General features: G+C 56.1%; 16 protein-coding genes and 1 pseudogene. 4 read left to right on the top strand and 13 right to left on the bottom strand.

Going from position 1 to position 17527, the window contains the following annotated elements; translation table 11 throughout:
- Positions 1-96: 96 nt before the first annotated feature.
- The 3 genes from JNL86_14775 to JNL86_14765 all read right to left on the bottom strand — a co-directional run bounded on the left by JNL86_14775 (position 97) and on the right by JNL86_14765 (position 3306).
- Positions 97-615: a hypothetical protein gene (locus JNL86_14775; GenBank protein MBL8044176.1), complete on the bottom strand. Its 519-nt coding sequence runs from the start codon at positions 613-615 to the stop codon at positions 97-99.
- Positions 616-626: 11 nt separating this feature from the next.
- Positions 627-1304 (bottom strand): FMN-binding protein, encoded by a 678-nt coding sequence (locus tag JNL86_14770; GenBank protein MBL8044175.1) that lies wholly within the window; start codon positions 1302-1304, stop codon positions 627-629.
- Positions 1305-1830: 526 nt separating this feature from the next.
- On the bottom strand, positions 1831-3306 hold the full coding sequence (locus tag JNL86_14765) for a hypothetical protein (GenBank protein MBL8044174.1): 1476 nt from the start codon (positions 3304-3306) through the stop codon (positions 1831-1833).
- A 1175-nt stretch (positions 3307-4481) separates the two neighbouring features.
- Between JNL86_14765 and JNL86_14760 the strand changes: the two are divergent.
- Positions 4482-5429 (top strand): annotated as a pseudogene (locus JNL86_14760) (FAD:protein FMN transferase).
- 46 nt (positions 5430-5475) lie between these two features.
- On the opposite strand, the gene JNL86_14755 reads toward JNL86_14760, so the two are convergent.
- The 7 genes from JNL86_14755 to JNL86_14725 all read right to left on the bottom strand — a co-directional run bounded on the left by JNL86_14755 (position 5476) and on the right by JNL86_14725 (position 11686).
- Positions 5476-5778 (bottom strand): energy transducer TonB, encoded by a 303-nt coding sequence (locus JNL86_14755; protein ID MBL8044173.1) that lies wholly within the window; start codon positions 5776-5778, stop codon positions 5476-5478.
- A gap of 650 nt (positions 5779-6428) precedes the next feature.
- Positions 6429-6803 (bottom strand): biopolymer transporter ExbD, encoded by a 375-nt coding sequence (locus JNL86_14750; protein ID MBL8044172.1) that lies wholly within the window; start codon positions 6801-6803, stop codon positions 6429-6431.
- Positions 6787-7218, bottom strand: coding sequence for a TonB-system energizer ExbB (exbB, locus tag JNL86_14745; protein ID MBL8044171.1), 432 nt, complete (start codon positions 7216-7218; stop codon positions 6787-6789). The genes JNL86_14750 and exbB overlap by 17 nt, the downstream gene beginning before the upstream one ends.
- Before the next feature lie 111 nt (positions 7219-7329).
- On the bottom strand, positions 7330-8412 hold the full coding sequence (locus JNL86_14740) for an ABC transporter ATP-binding protein (protein ID MBL8044170.1): 1083 nt from the start codon (positions 8410-8412) through the stop codon (positions 7330-7332).
- A 65-nt stretch (positions 8413-8477) separates the two neighbouring features.
- Positions 8478-10082 carry an iron ABC transporter permease gene (locus JNL86_14735; GenBank protein ID MBL8044169.1) on the bottom strand — a complete coding sequence of 535 codons (1605 nt, stop codon included), beginning with the start codon at positions 10080-10082 and terminating at the stop codon, positions 8478-8480.
- A 14-nt stretch (positions 10083-10096) separates the two neighbouring features.
- Complete coding sequence (locus tag JNL86_14730; protein MBL8044168.1) at positions 10097-11128, bottom strand: extracellular solute-binding protein; 1032 nt, start codon at positions 11126-11128, stop codon at positions 10097-10099.
- A 96-nt stretch (positions 11129-11224) separates the two neighbouring features.
- Positions 11225-11686 (bottom strand): transcriptional repressor, encoded by a 462-nt coding sequence (locus tag JNL86_14725; GenBank protein ID MBL8044167.1) that lies wholly within the window; start codon positions 11684-11686, stop codon positions 11225-11227.
- A gap of 123 nt (positions 11687-11809) precedes the next feature.
- Here JNL86_14725 and JNL86_14720 point away from each other — a divergent pair, with 123 nt between their 5' ends.
- The gene (locus tag JNL86_14720; protein MBL8044166.1) at positions 11810-12373 is read left to right on the top strand and encodes a hypothetical protein; all 564 of its coding nucleotides are present in this window, start codon (positions 11810-11812) and stop codon (positions 12371-12373) included.
- Positions 12374-12468: 95 nt separating this feature from the next.
- On the opposite strand, the gene JNL86_14715 is transcribed toward JNL86_14720, so the two are convergent.
- The 3 genes from JNL86_14715 to JNL86_14705 all read right to left on the bottom strand — a co-directional run bounded on the left by JNL86_14715 (position 12469) and on the right by JNL86_14705 (position 15806).
- Positions 12469-12894: a hypothetical protein gene (locus JNL86_14715; GenBank protein ID MBL8044165.1), complete on the bottom strand. Its 426-nt coding sequence runs from the start codon at positions 12892-12894 to the stop codon at positions 12469-12471.
- Positions 12895-13028: 134 nt separating this feature from the next.
- Positions 13029-13769, bottom strand: coding sequence for a response regulator transcription factor (locus JNL86_14710; protein MBL8044164.1), 741 nt, complete (start codon positions 13767-13769; stop codon positions 13029-13031).
- A gap of 429 nt (positions 13770-14198) precedes the next feature.
- Positions 14199-15806, bottom strand: a complete 1608-nt coding sequence (locus JNL86_14705; GenBank protein ID MBL8044163.1) for a carboxypeptidase M32 — start codon at positions 15804-15806, stop codon at positions 14199-14201.
- Between JNL86_14705 and JNL86_14700 the strand changes: the two genes are divergently transcribed.
- Positions 15805-16455, top strand: a complete 651-nt coding sequence (locus tag JNL86_14700; GenBank protein MBL8044162.1) for a class I SAM-dependent methyltransferase — start codon at positions 15805-15807, stop codon at positions 16453-16455. The genes JNL86_14705 and JNL86_14700 overlap by 2 nt on opposite strands.
- 62 nt (positions 16456-16517) lie before the next feature.
- Positions 16518-17429: a DMT family transporter gene (locus tag JNL86_14695; protein MBL8044161.1), complete on the top strand. Its 912-nt coding sequence runs from the start codon at positions 16518-16520 to the stop codon at positions 17427-17429.
- Positions 17430-17527 lie beyond the last annotated feature (98 nt).

Below are 17527 nucleotides of genomic sequence, written 5' to 3'. Positions count from 1 at the left end.
AAATGTCAGAGCCCAAGACCATGTGGAATGATCTTGGGCTCTGGGCTGAATACCTCGGGCCGCACGTAACGCGCGTAGCAGGTGTGCGATGCTAAGTCATCCGTGCTCCCCACGTTTGCCTGCCATCAACGGTTGTTTCAGAATCCACATTTCATGGAGCGGGATAACAAACATGACCAAGAATCCTGCCGTCATAAACGTATCGCCTGTCAGCATAGTCAATACGAAGGCAGGAGAAACATAACTGATCAACCACGGGGATATGAGGTCCAGGATAACCCCTCCGAAGGAAACCCAAGTCGTGACAATTTTCAGTCGGTTGCTGGCGTTCGTTAAGTAGAGGACATGAACGAGGATCATAAACACAACGGGCATCGTGAATAGGTGGAAGTGGGTAATTTCAGCCAGTTCACGGAAAGACATCGGTTCGCCGAATGTTGCGTTGGACCCACGGTAATGGTCAGCAATTCCCTGCGGGGACAAGCCTGTCATACTGTGTGCCCAGAAAAATGAAAACGTAAAGCCGGCGAGCATCAACAAGAGAAAGAATGTGTAGACCAGCCTGATGTGACGATCCGAATCGCGGAGGCGAAACCGGGTGTTGAAATTGCGCATGTCTGCTGGAATCAGTTCCCGAAAATCGACTTAAAGAAACCCTTCTCGGTCTTTTGGGCAGTCACCGTGTCGCTGCCAAGCCCTTGCGGTTTCAGGTAGAACTCGTCCACCAACACCAACACTCGTTTAATGCCTGCGGTCATAGAGCGGACAGACATCGTGGCGCCGCTGATGTTGATAATGTCTTTGTTGATTCGGACCGGATCGAGTACGGATTTGCCTTCATACTGGACGTTAAACCGTTTGGTGCGTACCTCACTGCCGCGCGCCTCGCGAAAAACGAGTAATTCGACATTGGAGACCAGGCCTTGCGCGTCTACGCCAACCATATACGTCATGGGTTTGTGTTTGCCGATCGTGTTTTGGACCAACGCATACCCATCAATGTGCGTGCCGGTCTCGCCGACATAGACTTCGAACGACTCCTCCGGAAAGTTCCAGCCAATGCGACTTTCGATGACTGCCTTCTTGTCCGGTGGAAGGTTGAGTGCTTCTTTCCTGACCCGTGCTGATTTGGGGAACATAAGTTTAAGGGCTTCTTCTTCGGTCAGAAACACTTCTGCCATCGTCATTTCTTGTTCCGTTAAATAACGCTTCAGTTCACTGTCCCACACGCGTTCTGCCGACGCAGGAATGGGGGAGAGTGACCAGAGTAGCATCAATGAACAGACAAGCAGATGAGTTCTCATGTGGGCAGACATCCTTGTTCTTTCAGTTTGGCATTGACTCGATCTACAATCTCATTCGTTGTGGCTTCCGATGGGTCTGCTGGCCACCATTTTGTGGCTTGTGAAGTCACTCCCCCTCGCGAATGCCATCGCTGTCTAGTTTCCAATACGCTGACTGAAGCCACCTCGTTCATCCGTTTGACTGCAACGCTTACGCGTGCACGTTCTTTATTCCCGAATCCTTCACGGGAAAAGAGTCCGAACGAGCGTTCCGTAATGGGTTCAACGTCCATCCATGCAGTTTCGATCAGTCCTGCACCTTTGTCGGAAGTCGCGATAGACTGCCCCTTCATGACGTCGAGCGCGGCATCCCAGACCCTGTCATAGGAGCAGACATAATATTGCTCCCGGCTTCCGCTTAGGGCGGCGCAGCCGGTCGTAAGGAGCAAAATGGCTGATATGGCAATATGTGAAATCGACACGTTAACTGGCACCTTCCTGAGTTCAGATGCCCCCTCCTTGCGGAGAGGGGGCATCTGAGACCGGTTTAGAAATATGTCGCCGCTGAGATCACAACGGCACTATCGTGAATCCGCTCTCCCGTGTTCGGGTTAAAGGACTTTGGCATATATTGGTAGCTAATCTTGAAGACCGCGTCTTCAACCGGCCGATAATTCAGACCAAAGGAAATTTGTTCCAATTCGCCCTGGTTTTCCCCGCGGTTGTCGCGGTTTAAATTCACGCGATCATAACGGACAACAGCCGTAAAGGTTGAACCCTCACCAAACCGCTTAGGTGAGAGTTTCGTCAGGAACGCCGGCATGAAGTGGTAGTTGCCTTGAATATAGAACCCCTGCATCCGTTGCGGTGGCCCTGCGAAGGAATTTAATGTGTTGATACCCGTCAGAAATGTGCCGGGCGTGGCGAAGGTAGCCCCTTGAATGGCACGGGAGTTTCCTCTGGAGTAGGCCCACGCGGCCTCACCGAGGATTTCAAACGGTCCCTTCTGTAGGGTCCAGTCAATTGCCGTGATGCTCAATGGGTTGTAGCTGGTGGATGATTGATTGCCGTAGTAGCTCGATCCGGCGACTTCCACACCCAACATCGGGCTGAATGCGACGCGACCTGAAACCGCTTTCCCATTGTTAATGTCCAGGCCATCATCGGAAGCACATTTCCGCTGACGGGAGTTGCGAGTCCCATTCTCCTCGCTGACTCGTGGAGAGCCATCCTGGTTATATCCACAAGGACCGGTGGTGACGTAAAACTCATAATCCAGCTTACTGGTGCGACCTGGATAGAGAGTGCCATAGAATCCGACTCCGGTCTCGGCCATCGTGGAAGGGATAATCAGTTGACTCACAAGTGGACGGTCCGTCAAGTCGTTGAGTGGTGAATCGTGTAGCAGGTTGAACTTGCCGATGGGAATGAGCAAGATGCCCGCTCTGAGGTTAAACGGTTCGTGCACTAAATAGTCAATATGAGCAAATTCCAGGCTGATTTCATTGTCACTGGTTTCCCGAATGCCGTGCTCGATCTCAATTTCTGACGCAAATTTTACATGCTCCGTAATATCGGCATAGATAAATGGGACAAAGCGTTGTTGATCGAATCCATTCGTGGTTCCGCTACCAAAACCGCCCGTTTCCAAAACGCCTTTATTGTGGGAACGATACTGAATGTCCATATAGCCGCCCACAATGGCCTTCGGGGCCGAAACGAATGGTTTGGCATAGACGAGACGACCGGACCCAGTCGATCCGAATGACAGGGCGGGTTGCGTGTCGGAGCGGCGTTCTTTTCCGACCTCCGGAAGTGACCCTATTCCTGGCTCATTGCCAGGAGTGGTCAAGCCTTCTTTACGCTCAGACACTCCTTCGCGGCGCTCGTGCTCCCGTAAACGCTTTTCAACAGCTTCGTCAACCAACTGCTTGATCTCCTCCGGGGTCAGGTTTTCCGCCAACGCCGGCATTGCCGACAGACTGGCCAAGACGAGAGCCCCGAGGATTGCCCGGATCTTCATGGGTATCCTCCATCCGCGAGTAAAGTTATGGAATGACTCGGGACTCAACGGTCTCTGGTCTGTGATGAAAGTCTGAGGGGGTGACTGAAGCCTTGAATGCTTTCCGGTGCGGAGGCCTCCTTTCGTGAATTGAATCATGCCGGCACCGTGCCCCACCCTTCAATTGAGGTGAATGGGATGACCACAATGCGTTTGCATCGCTTGCATTTGAGCTCCAGCCCCTGTCCACGAACTTTGGCGATCAGTTGGCCGCACTCACAGCGTGTTTCGCTGTCCTGGCACAAAGAGGGTATCGGAGAATTGGTAGACGTCATAGCGAGCGATTATTGCGTCGGCGAAATTGAGAACGATTATTAATATCCCGATCAGCGAGAGAATGTCAAGGGCAGATTGGAGGCGCTGCTGGACAATAATTGCGCGCACCCGTATGTTCGGTTACCTTAATTGCGCAATGAAGCAGTCACTGCGATTCCTTGTCATCTTGAGGTTGAATTGCAGCATGATTTGCCTCCTCGCCCTGGTGGGGTGTGTGAGAGAGGCTTCAGTCCCCCCTCTCTCGGTCGGACCTCCGATGATTCTGGTTTCAGGTCGAGCGATGGCGTTGATTACCGGAGATCGGGGTAGACGGTTTGAGCCGGAGGTGCGTTGGTTGGAGTTCATGCATCGGCAAACGGGAGAGCGTTACAGTGCAATACTCGAGACCGGCGACAAGACATTTGTGCTTTTCCTTCCGGCTGGACATTATGAAATTACTCGTGTGCAAATCAGTGAAGGACCATTTAGGTCGATCGCTCAGCTCTCGTCTTCCTTCTGCATAGGCGAGACATCAATGATCTTTGTTGGCACCTGGCGTTTCGGAGTAGATTCGCCGCGGTATGGACGCATGGTTCTTGTATCAATGGTGGCCGAAGACGACACGCGACAGGAAGTCGAGCAGACCATTCGAATGCGGTATCCTACCCTTGGAAGCGAAATCTTATCCACACTCATTCCTTCGCCCGCAGAAACGGAGACCCGACTCTATGAAGTCCTCCCATACCCTCGCTACCCGAGGTATTTTCAGCGCCATCTCTGGTAGAGGCTGCTTTGTCCGGCTACGGGGCTGTCTCACAGCCATGCCTCACCTGATTGTTGCGTTCTCGCTTAGTTGGGGATGCGCAAGTAACGAGGTCGTGTCTAGTCCTGTCGTCGTGAAGCGGACGCAAATGCAAATGGGCACGCTCGTAACAATTACCTCGGTGGCACCGGACCGTCAAAGTGCGCAAGAGGCAGCAACGGCAGGGTTTCAAGAGATTCATCGGTTGGAAGATTTGCTCAGTACATGGATTGCAACCAGCGAACTGTCTCAAATGAATGCCGCAGCGGGGAAAGGGCCAGTTACGATCAGTCCTGAAACGATGCATATCTTGCAGACATCGATCGAGATGGCTCGTCTGACCGAAGGAGGGTTCAACATCCTCGTGGGGCCTGCTGTTGAGGCGTGGAGCGTCTTAGATCGGCAACAGGTGCCCTCGGATGAGATGTTGCAAGCGGTTCGTCCACTTCTGGATCTGCGAGAGCTTCATCTCGATGTCGCCCCCAGTACCGGTTATCTCGCAAAACCCGGCATGCGCGTTGATGTGGGGGGCATCGGCAAAGGATACGCTGCGGACATGGCTGTCGCAGCGATGCGAAAGGCAGGAGCAACAGCCGGAGTCGTTGCCCTCTCGGGCGACATTAAGACATTTGGTCGACTTCCAGGGCACGAAACATTTGTGTTTGGCATTCGGCATCCACGACGAGAAGATGCCCTGTTGGCATCTGTTGATCTCCAGGATGAAGCGATTTCCACGGCCGGTGACTATGAGCGGTATTTTGAACGGGATGGAGTCCGATACCATCATATTCTCGATCCGGCGACGTTACGCCCGGCACAGGATTGTCAAAGCGTGACGGTTATAGCAAGAGACGGGACGATGGCGGATGGATTGGACACTGGAATTTTTGTGATGGGGCGAGAACGAGGGTTAGCGCTGATCGAGCGTCTGCCGGGGGTTGGTGCAGTCATCGTTGATCGTGATGGAAACGTTTGGGTCTCGTCATATCTCAAAGAACGAGTCAAGATTCATGGGGGGCACGAATAGCTCCAATGTGGCCGACCTAACAGCTGCTCCTCACCATCAACCGATATTATCGTCCTAATTGATAGCTGAGGGGCACTTGTATTGTGATCTGCGATTTCTCTAGAGGCTGAGTCAGCATGATGGGTGAAGCTTTTCGAATGGTCTCAAGGGCTGCCTGATCGAGAATGTCATGCCCAGAACTCTTGGCGATCGTTGCGGACAGGATTTGTCCATCTTCCTGAATGACAATTCGTACAACCACTCGTCCCTCAGCATGTTTGAGTCGCGCATCGATGGGATACTGCTTCAGCGCTTCAATGCGCGGCAATAGGACGCCCGAAAGCCAACCGTAGTCGGGCTTTCGAGTCACCGGCGTGGTGCTTGTTGATGGGGCAAGGGCTGCGGTTGAAATAGGAGCTGGCGTCTCTTCAGGCGTTTGCTGGAGAACGTGTTGTGACGACGGTGGTTGTGCGATCGTCTCGCTGTCTTTGCTCGGAGAAGGTGAAGATGTGTGGTGTTCGTGAGCTTCTGCCGGAGGTTCAACTGCTGATGGAAGAGATTGTTCCGAGGCCGGCTGCTCACGGAGTGATTCCAGGGGCTCGGGAGCAGGAGGTATCATGGGAGGTTGAGACGTCAGTTCACTATTTTGGGGCGGCGATGGGGCAACCGGAACCGAAGTCTGCGGTTCATGGACGGTGCTCTGCGAGGTCAGGACCGATTTCGTCGAACGTGATGAGTCAGCGGGGGTGGCGCGGTGCGGTGTTCCGAGCGTCCTCCGTTCTGCTATCCGCGATGGTGTGGCAGCAACCTGTGGCTTGTCGGTCGTTGCTGATGGCGTAGCGGGTGCTGAGGCGACGACTGTCACGTCCCAACGGAACGACGATGAAGGCGGGGTTAGTCCGATTCTGGCGGCGAGGAATGCTGCCAAAATGACGGCTGCGCCATGCAGGCAGAGCGAAATGATCCAGCCGCTTAGACGCATACGGATGAACGGATCCGGCGTGCCGGGATGGAAAGCCGTCACAGGCGAACGACCTCGAGGCTGACAGATTGGAATCCCAGGCCACGGATTTCATCGACAACTGAGACGAAACGTTCGAGCAGGGTGACTTTGTCCGCGCGCACGACAACCAGGGATTCCTTCGGATGGACCAGCAGCATGCTCTTCAGACCATCCGCCGGGACGGGACGATCATTGAGAAACAAATCTCCGTTGGCGGTCAACGTGACCACGACGGGAACATCTTTATGATCCCCGGCCTCCTTGGCTTTTGCAAGGTTTACGGGAATTTGACCCGTACTGATGAAGGTGGCGGTCGTCAGCACGATGACGAGCAGCACCAGCATGACATCGACCAGCGGGATGACGTTGATCTGATTAACTTCGCGTTCCATGATGCACCTTATAGGTCGTCAGCAGTTCAGCGACGCGTCGGCGAAGAATATTGTTCATAACGACACAGGGAATTGCCACCAGGAGACCGACGGCCGTAGCCTTCAGGGCCAGGCTCAGGCCGATCATAATCGTGTTCACGGCCATCGTTCCGGAGGTGCCCATGGTATGAAACGTCATCATGATTCCTAGGACCGTGCCCAGCAAGCCGATATACGGGGCATTTGCGGCGACGGTACCGATGATGACGAGCCGCTTGGTCAGTGCCATTTCAAACGTTTGAACGTCTGCAAATTGTGCCAGATCTACCCGTCGATAGTAGAGCCATCGCTCGACCGCGACCGCGACCGACCAGACGCTCAAGGCGATTAATAGGCCGATGATCCCATACTCAACCGCGTTCTTCAGCACGTCCATTCGTTCATCCTCCACCTCTCACTGTTATCGCGCGGCGGGCAAGCCCGCAGCACATCACTACTATGCTCTTCTGCGTCGTGTTCGGTATGGCGACCGAATATGGGTCTGAACTCACGATACCATCGGCGGTGCGCCGGATGGTTGCAAAAACAACACGGTATGGGTCGCCACCACGCGCAAGGCGATGGCAGTCCCAACCTGATAAATGCTCAGGGATGATTCACTGCTATGCACGATTTGGCCTGACGGCAATTGAATCGTGTAGACGTTTTCAGATCCCTTGAATTGCCGAGCAAGGATACGGGCGTCGGCCCCTTTTGTCGGGACGATGTGAAGGTCGTCGGGACGTATCATCACAACGACCTGTGTACCCGTCGCGAGGTTCTGAGTATTCGGAAAGTCACCGATTTCGGTTGCCACCACTTGGTGAGTTACGACTCCGGCGATAAAGTCCGCTTGCCCGACAAAGTCAGCAACGAAGGGGGTCGTAGGAAGGTGGTAGATGGCTTCCGGCGTATCGAACTGTTCCAACCGTCCTTTGTTTAAGACTGCGACGTGGTCGGCCATGGAAAAGGCCTCGTCATGATCATGGGTCACCAGAATAGCCGTGGTCTTGGTTTGCCTCAGCAAGGCGTGAAGATCCTGACGCATACGACTTGCCATATCGGGATCGAGATTGCTGAATGGTTCATCGAGGAGGAGGAGCACCGGACGAAGGGCCAGGGCACGAGCAAGAGCAACGCGCTGTTGTTGACCGCCGGAGAGTTCATGCGGATAGCGATGCTCCAATCCCCGCAGGCCGGTTAACGTGAGAAGGTCATCGACAATCGTCTGCTGCTGGGCTCGCGAAAGGTGCTGCAGGCCGAAGGCAATATTCTTCTCGACCCGTAAGTGCGGGAACAGTGCGTATTCCTGGAAGACCATGCCGATATGCCGCTGTTCAGTGGGAATCATGGTGTCCCGCGAAGATACCAGTTGCCCCGACAGCGCGATGCTGCCAGCGGTCACTCGTTCAAATCCTGCGATGGCGCGAAGGATCGTCGTCTTGCCGCAGCCGGAAGGTCCTAGCAGACAGAGGATTTCCCCTTCGTGGACCGTGAAGGTAATGCCTTCGACGGCCGGCCTGGTCGGCTCATACGCGCATGACACGTCACGCAATTCAAGAACGGCCGAACGTTCAGTAGGCATATCCAGCGCGTTCGACACCATATCCCCTGACTTAGTATGTTGCTCGCCTGTAATTGATTCGTTCACTGGGCTCACGTGGCGCTCTCCTTCGCGTGTCCACGCCAGTCCTTGGAAACCAGCAACATCAGCGCTGGAAGGCTCAGGAAGACAATCAGCAGTGCGGCCGGCGCCGCCAGTTGGTAATACTCTTCGCTGGCTTCCAGCCAGACACGAATGGCCAGTGTATCAAATCCCACCGGCCTCAGCAGCAAAGTTGCTGGGAGTTCCTTCATCGTTTGGAGAAACATGAGTACCCATGCCGCAGTGAAACCATTACGAACCAGGGGCAGTGTGATGCGTCGCAGGCTCTGTTGGGTTGTGCAGCCCAGGGTGCGCGCGACTTCCTCCACGTTGGGGGTAATCTGTTGCAGCGCCGGCTCCATCGACTGCAGTCCGACGGGGAGAAAGTGCAGAGTGTACGCGATCAACAATACGACGACGGTGCCGTATAGGGCTGGGACAAACTGCGTGAAGAGCACGAGCACCGCGAGGGCCGCGACGGGACCTGGTAGCGCATATCCCGCATAGGCTGCATGGAGACAGGCGAGATTGAGCCGGGTTGGACGACGGTTGGCGAGATAGGCCAATGGAAGCCCGATGATGACGGCAGCACTGGCCGCCAGGGCCGCAAGAAAGCTACTGTTCCAGACGAAGCCAATGAAGCGCGCATCCAGTGCCCCTTGCGCGATGGCTTCAATGCTCCAATGAATTAACATCGCTGCAGGCACGCCGAACGACACGCCAAAGACCAAGAGCACGTAGCCGGTAATCAAGAGTGTTCCTATGGGGCCAGCCTGCTGGCGCGCGGCCTTCCGATACCGACCCGTTGTCTGATAAAAGCGGCTGCGCTGGCGAAACCACCGCTCAGTGGCGAGGAAGACTCCAGCCATGAGCACGAGGAGCAGACTCAGGATGCTGGCAGCCGTGTGGTCGTAGCGGCTGGTCATTTGCTGATAGACCGCATAGGTAAGGGTCTGGTAGCGGAGGAGTGAGACGGCCCCGAAGTCCGAGATCACATACAGCACGACAAGGGCAAGACCCGCTGCGATGGCGGGACGGATGAGTGGTAGTGTGACTCTCCACAGCGTGGCCCAGGGAGCAACGCCGCAGACTCGAGCCACTTCCTCAAAAGACAGATTGAGGTTAAGAAGCGCTCCGCGAACCAGCAGGTAGACGAACGGGAAGGTGTCCAGAGCCATGATGAGTGTGACGCCAAGAAAACTTTGGGGGGAGAGCAGTCGTGCCTCCGATCCCAGCATGGCCTGCCACCACTGTTCTGCCGGTCCGCCCATTCCCAGGAGATGGGCATAGACGTACGCCAGTACGTAGGTTGGCATGGCTAAAGGCAGCGCGAGCGCCCATTCCCAAATACGGCGGCCGGGAAATTCGTAACGTACGATAACCCAGGCCAGGGAGAGCCCAAGCCCCAGGGTGGTGAGTGCCACACTGGCGGCAAGCGAGAGGGTGTTGCCGAGCAATTCCGGGATGCGCGTAGACCACAGGCGAGTCCACACGGTAGGCGCAGCCGTCATGGCCACGTAAATAATATAGCCGGTGGGAAGAACCAGGAACGCGGCGGTAATGAGGCTGACCCATTGCAGCGACGATGGTGCGTGGATGCGTGTCGTAGGGAACATAGGCGGCTAAGGGATCAGCGAAGGCCGACTTGCTCGATGAGCGTGAGTGTGCTCTCGCGCAGTTCCGCGAGTCGGGCCAGCGGCACGAGTGCCGCGCGGAAGCTGTGGCGGTCGACCAGCGCCGGGTCGGCTTTGACGTCCGGGTGCAACGGGTATTCTTTATCGAGGTCTGCGAACAGTTTTTGTCCAGCTTGAGCCACCAGGAACTCGACCAATAGCTTGGCACTGTCCACATGCTTCGAGGTGCGGGTGATCCCGATTCCGGTCACGTTCATGATGGCCCCCATCCCGCCCTCCTGCTGATCGGGCATAATGGCGGCGATGGGCGCGGCCGGCTGGGCGGCCAGGTGCCGATAGATGTAGTAGTGGTTCACGATCCCGAGGGCAACGTGGCCTTTGGCCACCGCTTCCACGATTTGCGAGCTCTTCTGATACACCTGTGTTCCGGCGTTGGCCTTGAGACCTTGTAGAAATTGCTTCGTGCGGTCATCGCCGAAAGTGGCTTTGATAACGGAGACGCCGGCTTGGAGGTACTCGCTGCCGGAGTTTGGAATGGCGATCTTGTCTTTCCACTGCGGTTGAGCCAGATCGAGTAAGGAGTTGATCTGTTCAGGTTTGACCAGGTTCGTGTTGTAGACGACGATCCAGAATCGCCCAGACAGTCCGATCCAACTGTTGTCGCTTGCGCGGAACTGTGGAGGAATGGCTCGTTCGACTTCGCGCATGTTCATGGGCCGGAGTAGTTTCAGTTCCCGGGCATGCTCGAGGCTCCCGGCATCGTTGGTGAGGAAGACGTCTGCGGGGCTGTGGTCGCCCTCGGCCTGCAACCGGTTGACCAGTTCAGTTGTTCCCGAAGACAAGAGTTCGACCTGAATGCCGCTCTTGGACTGGAATTCGTCCAGAACCGGCTTGATTAGGCGCTCGGCTCGACCAGAATAGACGACGAGTTTGTCCGCTGCTTCCACAGGTGTGGTGAGAAGTTGGGAGCACAGTAGACTGCCGAGGATAAAGGCCAGCGCGAAGAGGGAGCGAGGGGATGAAGCCATGCGGCATGCCTCCACGTGTAAGGATTGCCCGAAACGGGCGCTCTAGTTGAAATTGATAAGCCGTCTCAAGATGATACCGAATGAGACGGCACGCCGTCAATGGCGGCAGCGCGGGCAGAGACCGTACAGTTCCAGGCGGTGGGTTTGGATCACAAAACCATTTTTTGTCGCGACCTCCTCCTGCAGCCGTTCGATTTCGCAATTCTCGAACTCGACGATCGTGCCACAGCCGGTGCAGATGAGATGATCGTGATGCCCTTTGTGCGAGATATTGTCGTATTGCGTCTGCGTGCCGAAGTGGCGCGCCTGGGCAATTCCGGCCTCGCAGAAGAGGTTGAGCGTGCGGTAGATCGTGGCCAGCCCCAGATGGGGATCTTTCTTGGCAAGCTGATGGTACATGGTTTCCGCCGTGACGTGCTCCTGTCGAAGGAACGCCGTCAGGATCAGTTCTCGCTGGCGAGTCAGTTTCAATTGATGCTTGGCCAGATGTTGGCGAAGCACATCCATTTCTTTGAGAGTTTTGCTCATGGCGTGTCGTTCGGCGTGAAAGAGGCCCATTAAAAACGAAAGGGGGTGAATGGGTCAAGAGGGTAGCATGAACTTAGGATCATCGATTGACGAACACAAAGGGGCCTGTTTATAGTCCTCCCCGTTGCCGCGCTTGCAGAGGAGATGAGATCCGTGCGAAAGCCTCATGAAATGACTGTGGATCGGGCCTTGCTGCTGTATGTGCTGTCGTTGGCCGAACCGTATGGCCTCTTGAGCGATGTCAAACTCCAACAGCTCTGCTTTCTCTGTGAATTACAACTGTTTGGAAAAGGCATGAAGGGGTTTCATTTCGAATTCGTTCGGTTTGCGTACGGTGCGTTTAGCCGAGACCTGGATAACGATTTGACTTCTCTGCGGCGGAAGGAGCGGATCGAGAATTTCAGCCCCTCGGATCAGGTTCGTGATGAATTGCTCCCTCTGCTAATGAAGGGGATTGACGGCAATGAGGTCAATGAAAAAGTTCGAGACCTGATACACGCCGTCATTTCTACCTATGGGTCGCAGGATGTCACCGCCATTACGCAGTCCGTAGAATCGGTCGAGTTGAGCACCCCTCAACAGCCGGAGTGCAAAATTCCGATCCGCGATATTGTTTTTCACACCACACTGCTCGTCCCGGCCAGAATCGAAGTGGCGTCGGAGTTTCTCCTTCCCGCAAATCAATTGGCGAAGTTGAATGTGGCGATGGGGTATTAGTCAGCCCTGAACATGCCTGCTGCCAGGGGGCCGGTCTTACGCCCCCATCATGCGATACCGTTAGGCTGGTGAACCTGTCGTCGAGCGTTCGACCGTCACGTCCCGGTGGCTGCTCTTCCTGAAGACGGTCCTGATCCGGAGCGTTGAGGGAGTGCGAGTGCCGCTTGAATCGTGTGCAGCATCGCTCCGGTTTCGATCGGCTCAAGCAAGCAGTATTCAATCTGCAGCTCGCGCACGACGCGCTGAAACTTTTGGCCTTCCAAGGCTGGGTCGTGCAGTGCTGCCGTGACGATCAGCCGGGCAGTCGGAAAGGCTTTTCGGAGCTCAATAAGGTCCTCCGGCCCTTGATCGTCATCGGCGACAAGGCGTGCGATGACCAGATCGAGTTTGGAGGAGGAGGGGTGCGTACAGGCAGTTTGCCAGCTGGCGCTGTGTTGAACGAAATGTTCCATCCCAGGCAGGGCCAGCTTGATCAGCCGTTTTAGATTCGAGTCGGCGTTAATGATAAGGATGTTGGCCATAATCCCCCGACACGAAATGATGATGAATCGCGAGGTGCCGGCTTGTCGTGGCGTGTGTCGGCATCGCAGGGACAGTCCCGCTTGCATATGTGTATGGGTGTGAAGGTGGGCCTCCTTTCGAATCTCCGGTGCGGTCAGACCAATTGTTGGTCGAGAGCATAGCGAATCAATTCCGCGGTGGTCCTCATGCCGAGCTTGATGAGTAGTCGAGAGCGGTAGGTGCTCACCGTCTTGATGCTGAGGTTTAGGTGCTCGGCAATTTCCGTCAGGCGGCGGCCTTGAGCGATCCACTGGAGCACTTCAATTTCCCGATCCGAAAGTCCGGCTGGAAGTGCGTCCATATAGAGAGGATTTCCCGTGGAGACCGCCTCACGGCGTGGTTGGTCGCTGGGAGTGGGCGGGATGTACCGTCCGCCTTGCAGAATACGTGAGACCGCCGTGCGGAGTTCCTCCGGCCCTGTCTCCTTCGTGAGGTAGCCGAGGGCACCGGCTCGAACGGCACGGGCCGCATAATGTTCTTCGGAATAGATGCTGACCACCAGCACTGGTAGCCCCGGTTGTACCGATTTGAGAATGCGCAACACCTCCAGGCCAGGCATGTCGGGCAAGTTGAGATCCAGAATCACAAGATCCCAGGCGGCCGTGCGAATGTGCTCAATCGCCTGTTGGGCCGATCCTGTTTCTGCGATGTAGGGTGTTTGGTCGTCCTCAGTGAGGAAGTCTTGGAGAAATTCTCGAAGACCTCGTCTGAGGAGTGCGTGGTCGTCGGCGAGGAGTATCTTGAGATTGGTTTTAAGGGTCGGCGATTCGTCGAGTACGTCCACGGCCAGCAAGTCTCTCACGGTGCGTTGCGGTGCCCGGCTGTGTTGGGACACAGGGGCGTTCGGCGAATGAATCACCCCTGCGAATTCATCGTATCGGGAGAGCCGTTCGGGAGCTGATGGCAGGACGGACTGCGCATGTCGTGATGCCCTTCCTGTCGTCTAGTCGTGGCAGCTTCTTCTGTGGACATCTCCTGGAAGACCCAGAACCTGTTCGATGCGTTTCGTGCAATCGGAAGGTCCAGGTGGTTCCCGTGATTCCACAGCCCACGTGCTCAGCCGATTCATCTACTGGAGCGGGGTCAGCACTCAGGAATTCATACGCTTATGTATCTCTCACTGAAGACTATCATGATTGTCGAAGATATCCCTAGAGCTGAAGCGTCCTGTTATGGCCCTAGGTATATCGCTGGGTTGGCTGTCATGCGCGAGGAGGTCGAGGGAAGTCCCTTCCCTACATTCGACGCAGGGGGGACTTCTCCTTCATAGCTGGTAGAGCTCTCGATATTTGCCCTCCAGATAGCGCAGAAATGGTTCCGGACTGACTCCTTTGCCCGTCACGCGCCGGGCAAGATGGTCCGGGGTGAACATGCGTCCCCAACGGTGAATTTTTTGTTCCAGCCATCGTCGGAGTGGCACGAGCTGCCCTGCTGCGATGTGTTCTTCCAACTGAGGCAATTCTTGCTTGGCCTGTTCGAAGAATTGCACCGCATAGAGGTTGCCCAAGGTATAGGTGGGAAAGTAGCCGAATGCGCCCATCGACCAATGTACGTCCTGCAGGACACCCTCGGCATCCTGCTCTGGAACGATTCCCAGGTAGGACTGCATTTTTTCGTTCCAGAGCTCAGGTAAGTCATCCGGCTGGACGCGATTCTCAATCAGCGCTTGTTCAATTTCAACGCGGAGCATGATGTGTAGATTGTAGGTCAACTCATCGGCCTCGACACGAATCAACGAGGGGGAGGCTCGGTTGATCGCCGCATAGAAGAGATCGAGGGGGACAGTTGCCAGTTGCTGTGGAAACGTCTGTTGCAGGATCGGATAAAAGCAGTGCCAAAACGCGCGCGATCGGCCCACGCAGTTCTCCCACAGGCGGGACTGGCTCTCATGAATGCCGAGTGAAACAGATTCGCCCAGCGGGGATCCATAGTACCGGGGGTCCAGGCCCTGATCATACAAGCCGTGGCCACCTTCATGGATGCAACTGAATAGGCAGGAGGGTAAATCTTTCTCAAAGACGCGGGTCGTCACTCGGACGTCTGTGGGATGGAAGGAGGTCGTGAAGGGGTGTGCCGAGAGGTCGAGGCGGCCACGTTCGAAGTCATATCCCATTGCCACGAGGACGAGCCGTCCGAACTCGATTTGCTTGGCCTGGTCGAAGCGTTGGTGTAAACAGGTGTCATCGACGGCCACCCCGCTGGCCTGGACCTTTCTCAGCAGTACGACGAGCCGTTCGCGTAGTTCGGTGAACAAGGGGGCAAGTTGTCCAATCGTCGCGCCAGGCTCATAGGTATCCAGAAGCGCGTCATAGGGAGAATTTCGGTACCCGAGGTAGTCGGCTTCCTCACGTTTCAGGCTGATGATGGTTCGGAGCGAGGGCAGGAATTTTGAGAAACGACTCTCTTCCCGTGCCGTCACCCAGGCCTGTTGGGCCAAGGAGCATTCGCGACTCAGTCGGATCACAAATGCGGACGGAAGCTTTTGGGCTCGGCTGAAGTCACGCCAGGTTTCACGGAGCAACGAGCGCGACGGCTCGTCCCACCCCGCGGCTGCCTGGCCCGTGGCGGGGTCGATCCAGTCGGCGAGAAGGGTTTCGACCTCCTGGGACACGAGTTTCTCGTGTGCGAGGCCTTCCAGTGTCGCGATTTGTTCTGCTCGCGCCGCTCCGCCTCCGGCAGGCATATAGGTTTCCTGGTCCCACGAGAGGACCGAAGCGGCGCTCTGGATCCGCCGGATTTCGAGGAGACGGTTTATTAACGGTTCCAAGGTTGCCAATGTCTTCACCTGCGGGCCTCTTCTGCTGGGGTGTCCATGGTATGATTCGCGGTCGGTGCGAATTGTCGCACAAGTCTTGACTGGAGTGAAACTCATGCCCGATCTCGTGTCGCCCGATATCGATGCCTATGCGGCGGTCTATTCCTTGCCGGAAACGTCGGTTCGCCGAGAACTCCGAGAGGAAACGGAGCGGACGATGGAGTTCGCGCGAATGATCGTGGGGCCGCTTGAAGGTGCATTTCTCCATATGATGGCCCGTCTCGTACAGGCCGAGCGGATTTTGGAAATCGGCATGTTTACGGGCTACAGCGCGCTCTGCTTTGCCGAGGCCCTGCCCGAGAAGGGACGGGTGGTGACGTGCGAGGTTGATGAGGCTTCCGCCGCCGTGGCTCGCCGATTTTTTGCCCAATCCCCGCATGGAAGGAAAATTGAAATCCGGATGGGCCCGGCCCTCGAGACGATGGCGAGCCTCACTGGACCGTTTGATGTGATCTTTATCGATGCCGACAAGGGTAATTATGTGAATTATTACCGTCGCGCGATCGAGTTACTGTCTCCGCGTGGCGTGATTCTGATCGACAATGTGTTGTGGAGCGGCGATGTGTTGCTGAATCCCCCACCGGACGATCGGACGGCGGCCATTCAGGAACTCAATCGGGTGGTGGCCGCTGATACCCGTATGACGGCTGTACTGGCCACGATTCGCGATGGGGTGTGGATCATTTCCCCGAAACCCTCACGGTAGCATCTTGCGCCGTCTTTGCCAGATGAGTTGGTGGCCATGAATTCTGTGGAGAACTAGAACGGATGGACAAACCCTCAGCACCGGCCGCCTATGCGGCGTTGACCACGTCCGCACTGGTGTGGGGCGGCTCGATCGTTGGACAGAAACTGGCACTCGGTGCATTTTCAGCCGTCGAGACCTCCCTGTTGCGTGGCCTCGGCGCGCTGGTGATTTTGATCCCTCTCTGGTGGTGGACAGAGGGGGGGCGGACCACACTGACTGCCCGCGATCTCAAATGGTTGTTCCTTCTGGGCCTCGGCGTGCTGGGCAATCATCTGTTAACCTTGTTCGGCTTACGGTATGTGGGCGCCGCGACCGCCGGTGTGATTATCGGCGCGAGTCCGGCTATCACTGCACTCCTCTCTTCCCTGTTGGTCCGGGATGTTCCCTTCACCACAGTGGCGGGAGGTTGTGCGGTCTCCTTCGCCGGTGTGGCGCTGGTGTCCGGCGTCGGAGGAGATGCTCCGACGGGAGACAATCCCTGGCTTGGTGGCTCGTTGGTGCTGTTGGGATTGGTGAGTTGGGCGCTGTATTCGATCGGCGGTCGACAGGTAATGGAGCGCCTCTCTCCGCTCACCGTGAATTGGACGACCTTGTCACTCTCGCTGATGCTGCAGATCCCCCTGCTCTGGACCGACCGGAAGCTTCTGGTCACCGGCATAAGTGTGGTTCCCCTGTCTGGATGGTTGGCCTTGGGCTATCTGATCATTTTCGCCACGGCGCTTGGCCAGCAGGCGTGGCTATATGGTGTGCAAGGCGTGGGGCCTTCGAGGGCCGGCGTGTTTGTGAATCTGATTCCTGTGTCGGCACTTCTGCTGTCAGCCCTTGTGCTCGGTGAATCGATCGGCGGTCGCGAGGTCTCGGGTATCGCGCTCATTCTGGCAGGGGTGTGGTTGGTCGGACGGCAGTCTGCTCGGCTCAAGAGTGCCGGATAGGCCTGCTTCCGAATGCGTGATGTGTCTCGCGAACACCCAGAGTTCGGGTGTCGTTCCGACCTGTCGTCGCGCAAATTCTCCGTGAGAAGAAAAGATGG

Source organism: Nitrospira sp., from assembly GCA_016788885.1.
Classification (GTDB): domain Bacteria; phylum Nitrospirota; class Nitrospiria; order Nitrospirales; family Nitrospiraceae; genus Nitrospira_A.
Note: the sequence above shows the minus strand (reverse complement) of the source record. Positions and strands in the feature narration are given on the sequence as shown.

Excerpts from the sequence above, each read along its gene's own strand:
- JNL86_14750 (MBL8044172.1), bottom strand. The coding sequence starts at position 6,803 with ATGGAACGCGAAGTTAATCAGATCAACGTCATCCCGCTGGTCGATGTC.
- JNL86_14715 (MBL8044165.1), bottom strand. The coding sequence starts at position 12,894 with ATGGCCAACATCCTTATCATTAACGCCGACTCGAATCTAAAACGGCTG.
- JNL86_14695 (MBL8044161.1), top strand. The coding sequence starts at position 16,518 with ATGGACAAACCCTCAGCACCGGCCGCCTATGCGGCGTTGACCACGTCC.
- JNL86_14765 (MBL8044174.1), bottom strand. The coding sequence starts at position 3,306 with ATGAAGATCCGGGCAATCCTCGGGGCTCTCGTCTTGGCCAGTCTGTCG.
- JNL86_14730 (MBL8044168.1), bottom strand. The coding sequence starts at position 11,128 with ATGGCTTCATCCCCTCGCTCCCTCTTCGCGCTGGCCTTTATCCTCGGC.
- JNL86_14725 (MBL8044167.1), bottom strand. The coding sequence starts at position 11,686 with ATGGGCCTCTTTCACGCCGAACGACACGCCATGAGCAAAACTCTCAAA.
- JNL86_14735 (MBL8044169.1), bottom strand. The coding sequence starts at position 10,082 with ATGTTCCCTACGACACGCATCCACGCACCATCGTCGCTGCAATGGGTC.
- JNL86_14700 (MBL8044162.1), top strand. The coding sequence starts at position 15,805 with ATGCCCGATCTCGTGTCGCCCGATATCGATGCCTATGCGGCGGTCTAT.
- JNL86_14770 (MBL8044175.1), bottom strand. The coding sequence starts at position 1,304 with ATGAGAACTCATCTGCTTGTCTGTTCATTGATGCTACTCTGGTCACTC.
- exbB (MBL8044171.1), bottom strand. The coding sequence starts at position 7,218 with ATGGACGTGCTGAAGAACGCGGTTGAGTATGGGATCATCGGCCTATTA.
- JNL86_14775 (MBL8044176.1), bottom strand. The coding sequence starts at position 615 with ATGCGCAATTTCAACACCCGGTTTCGCCTCCGCGATTCGGATCGTCAC.
- JNL86_14705 (MBL8044163.1), bottom strand. The coding sequence starts at position 15,806 with ATGAGTTTCACTCCAGTCAAGACTTGTGCGACAATTCGCACCGACCGC.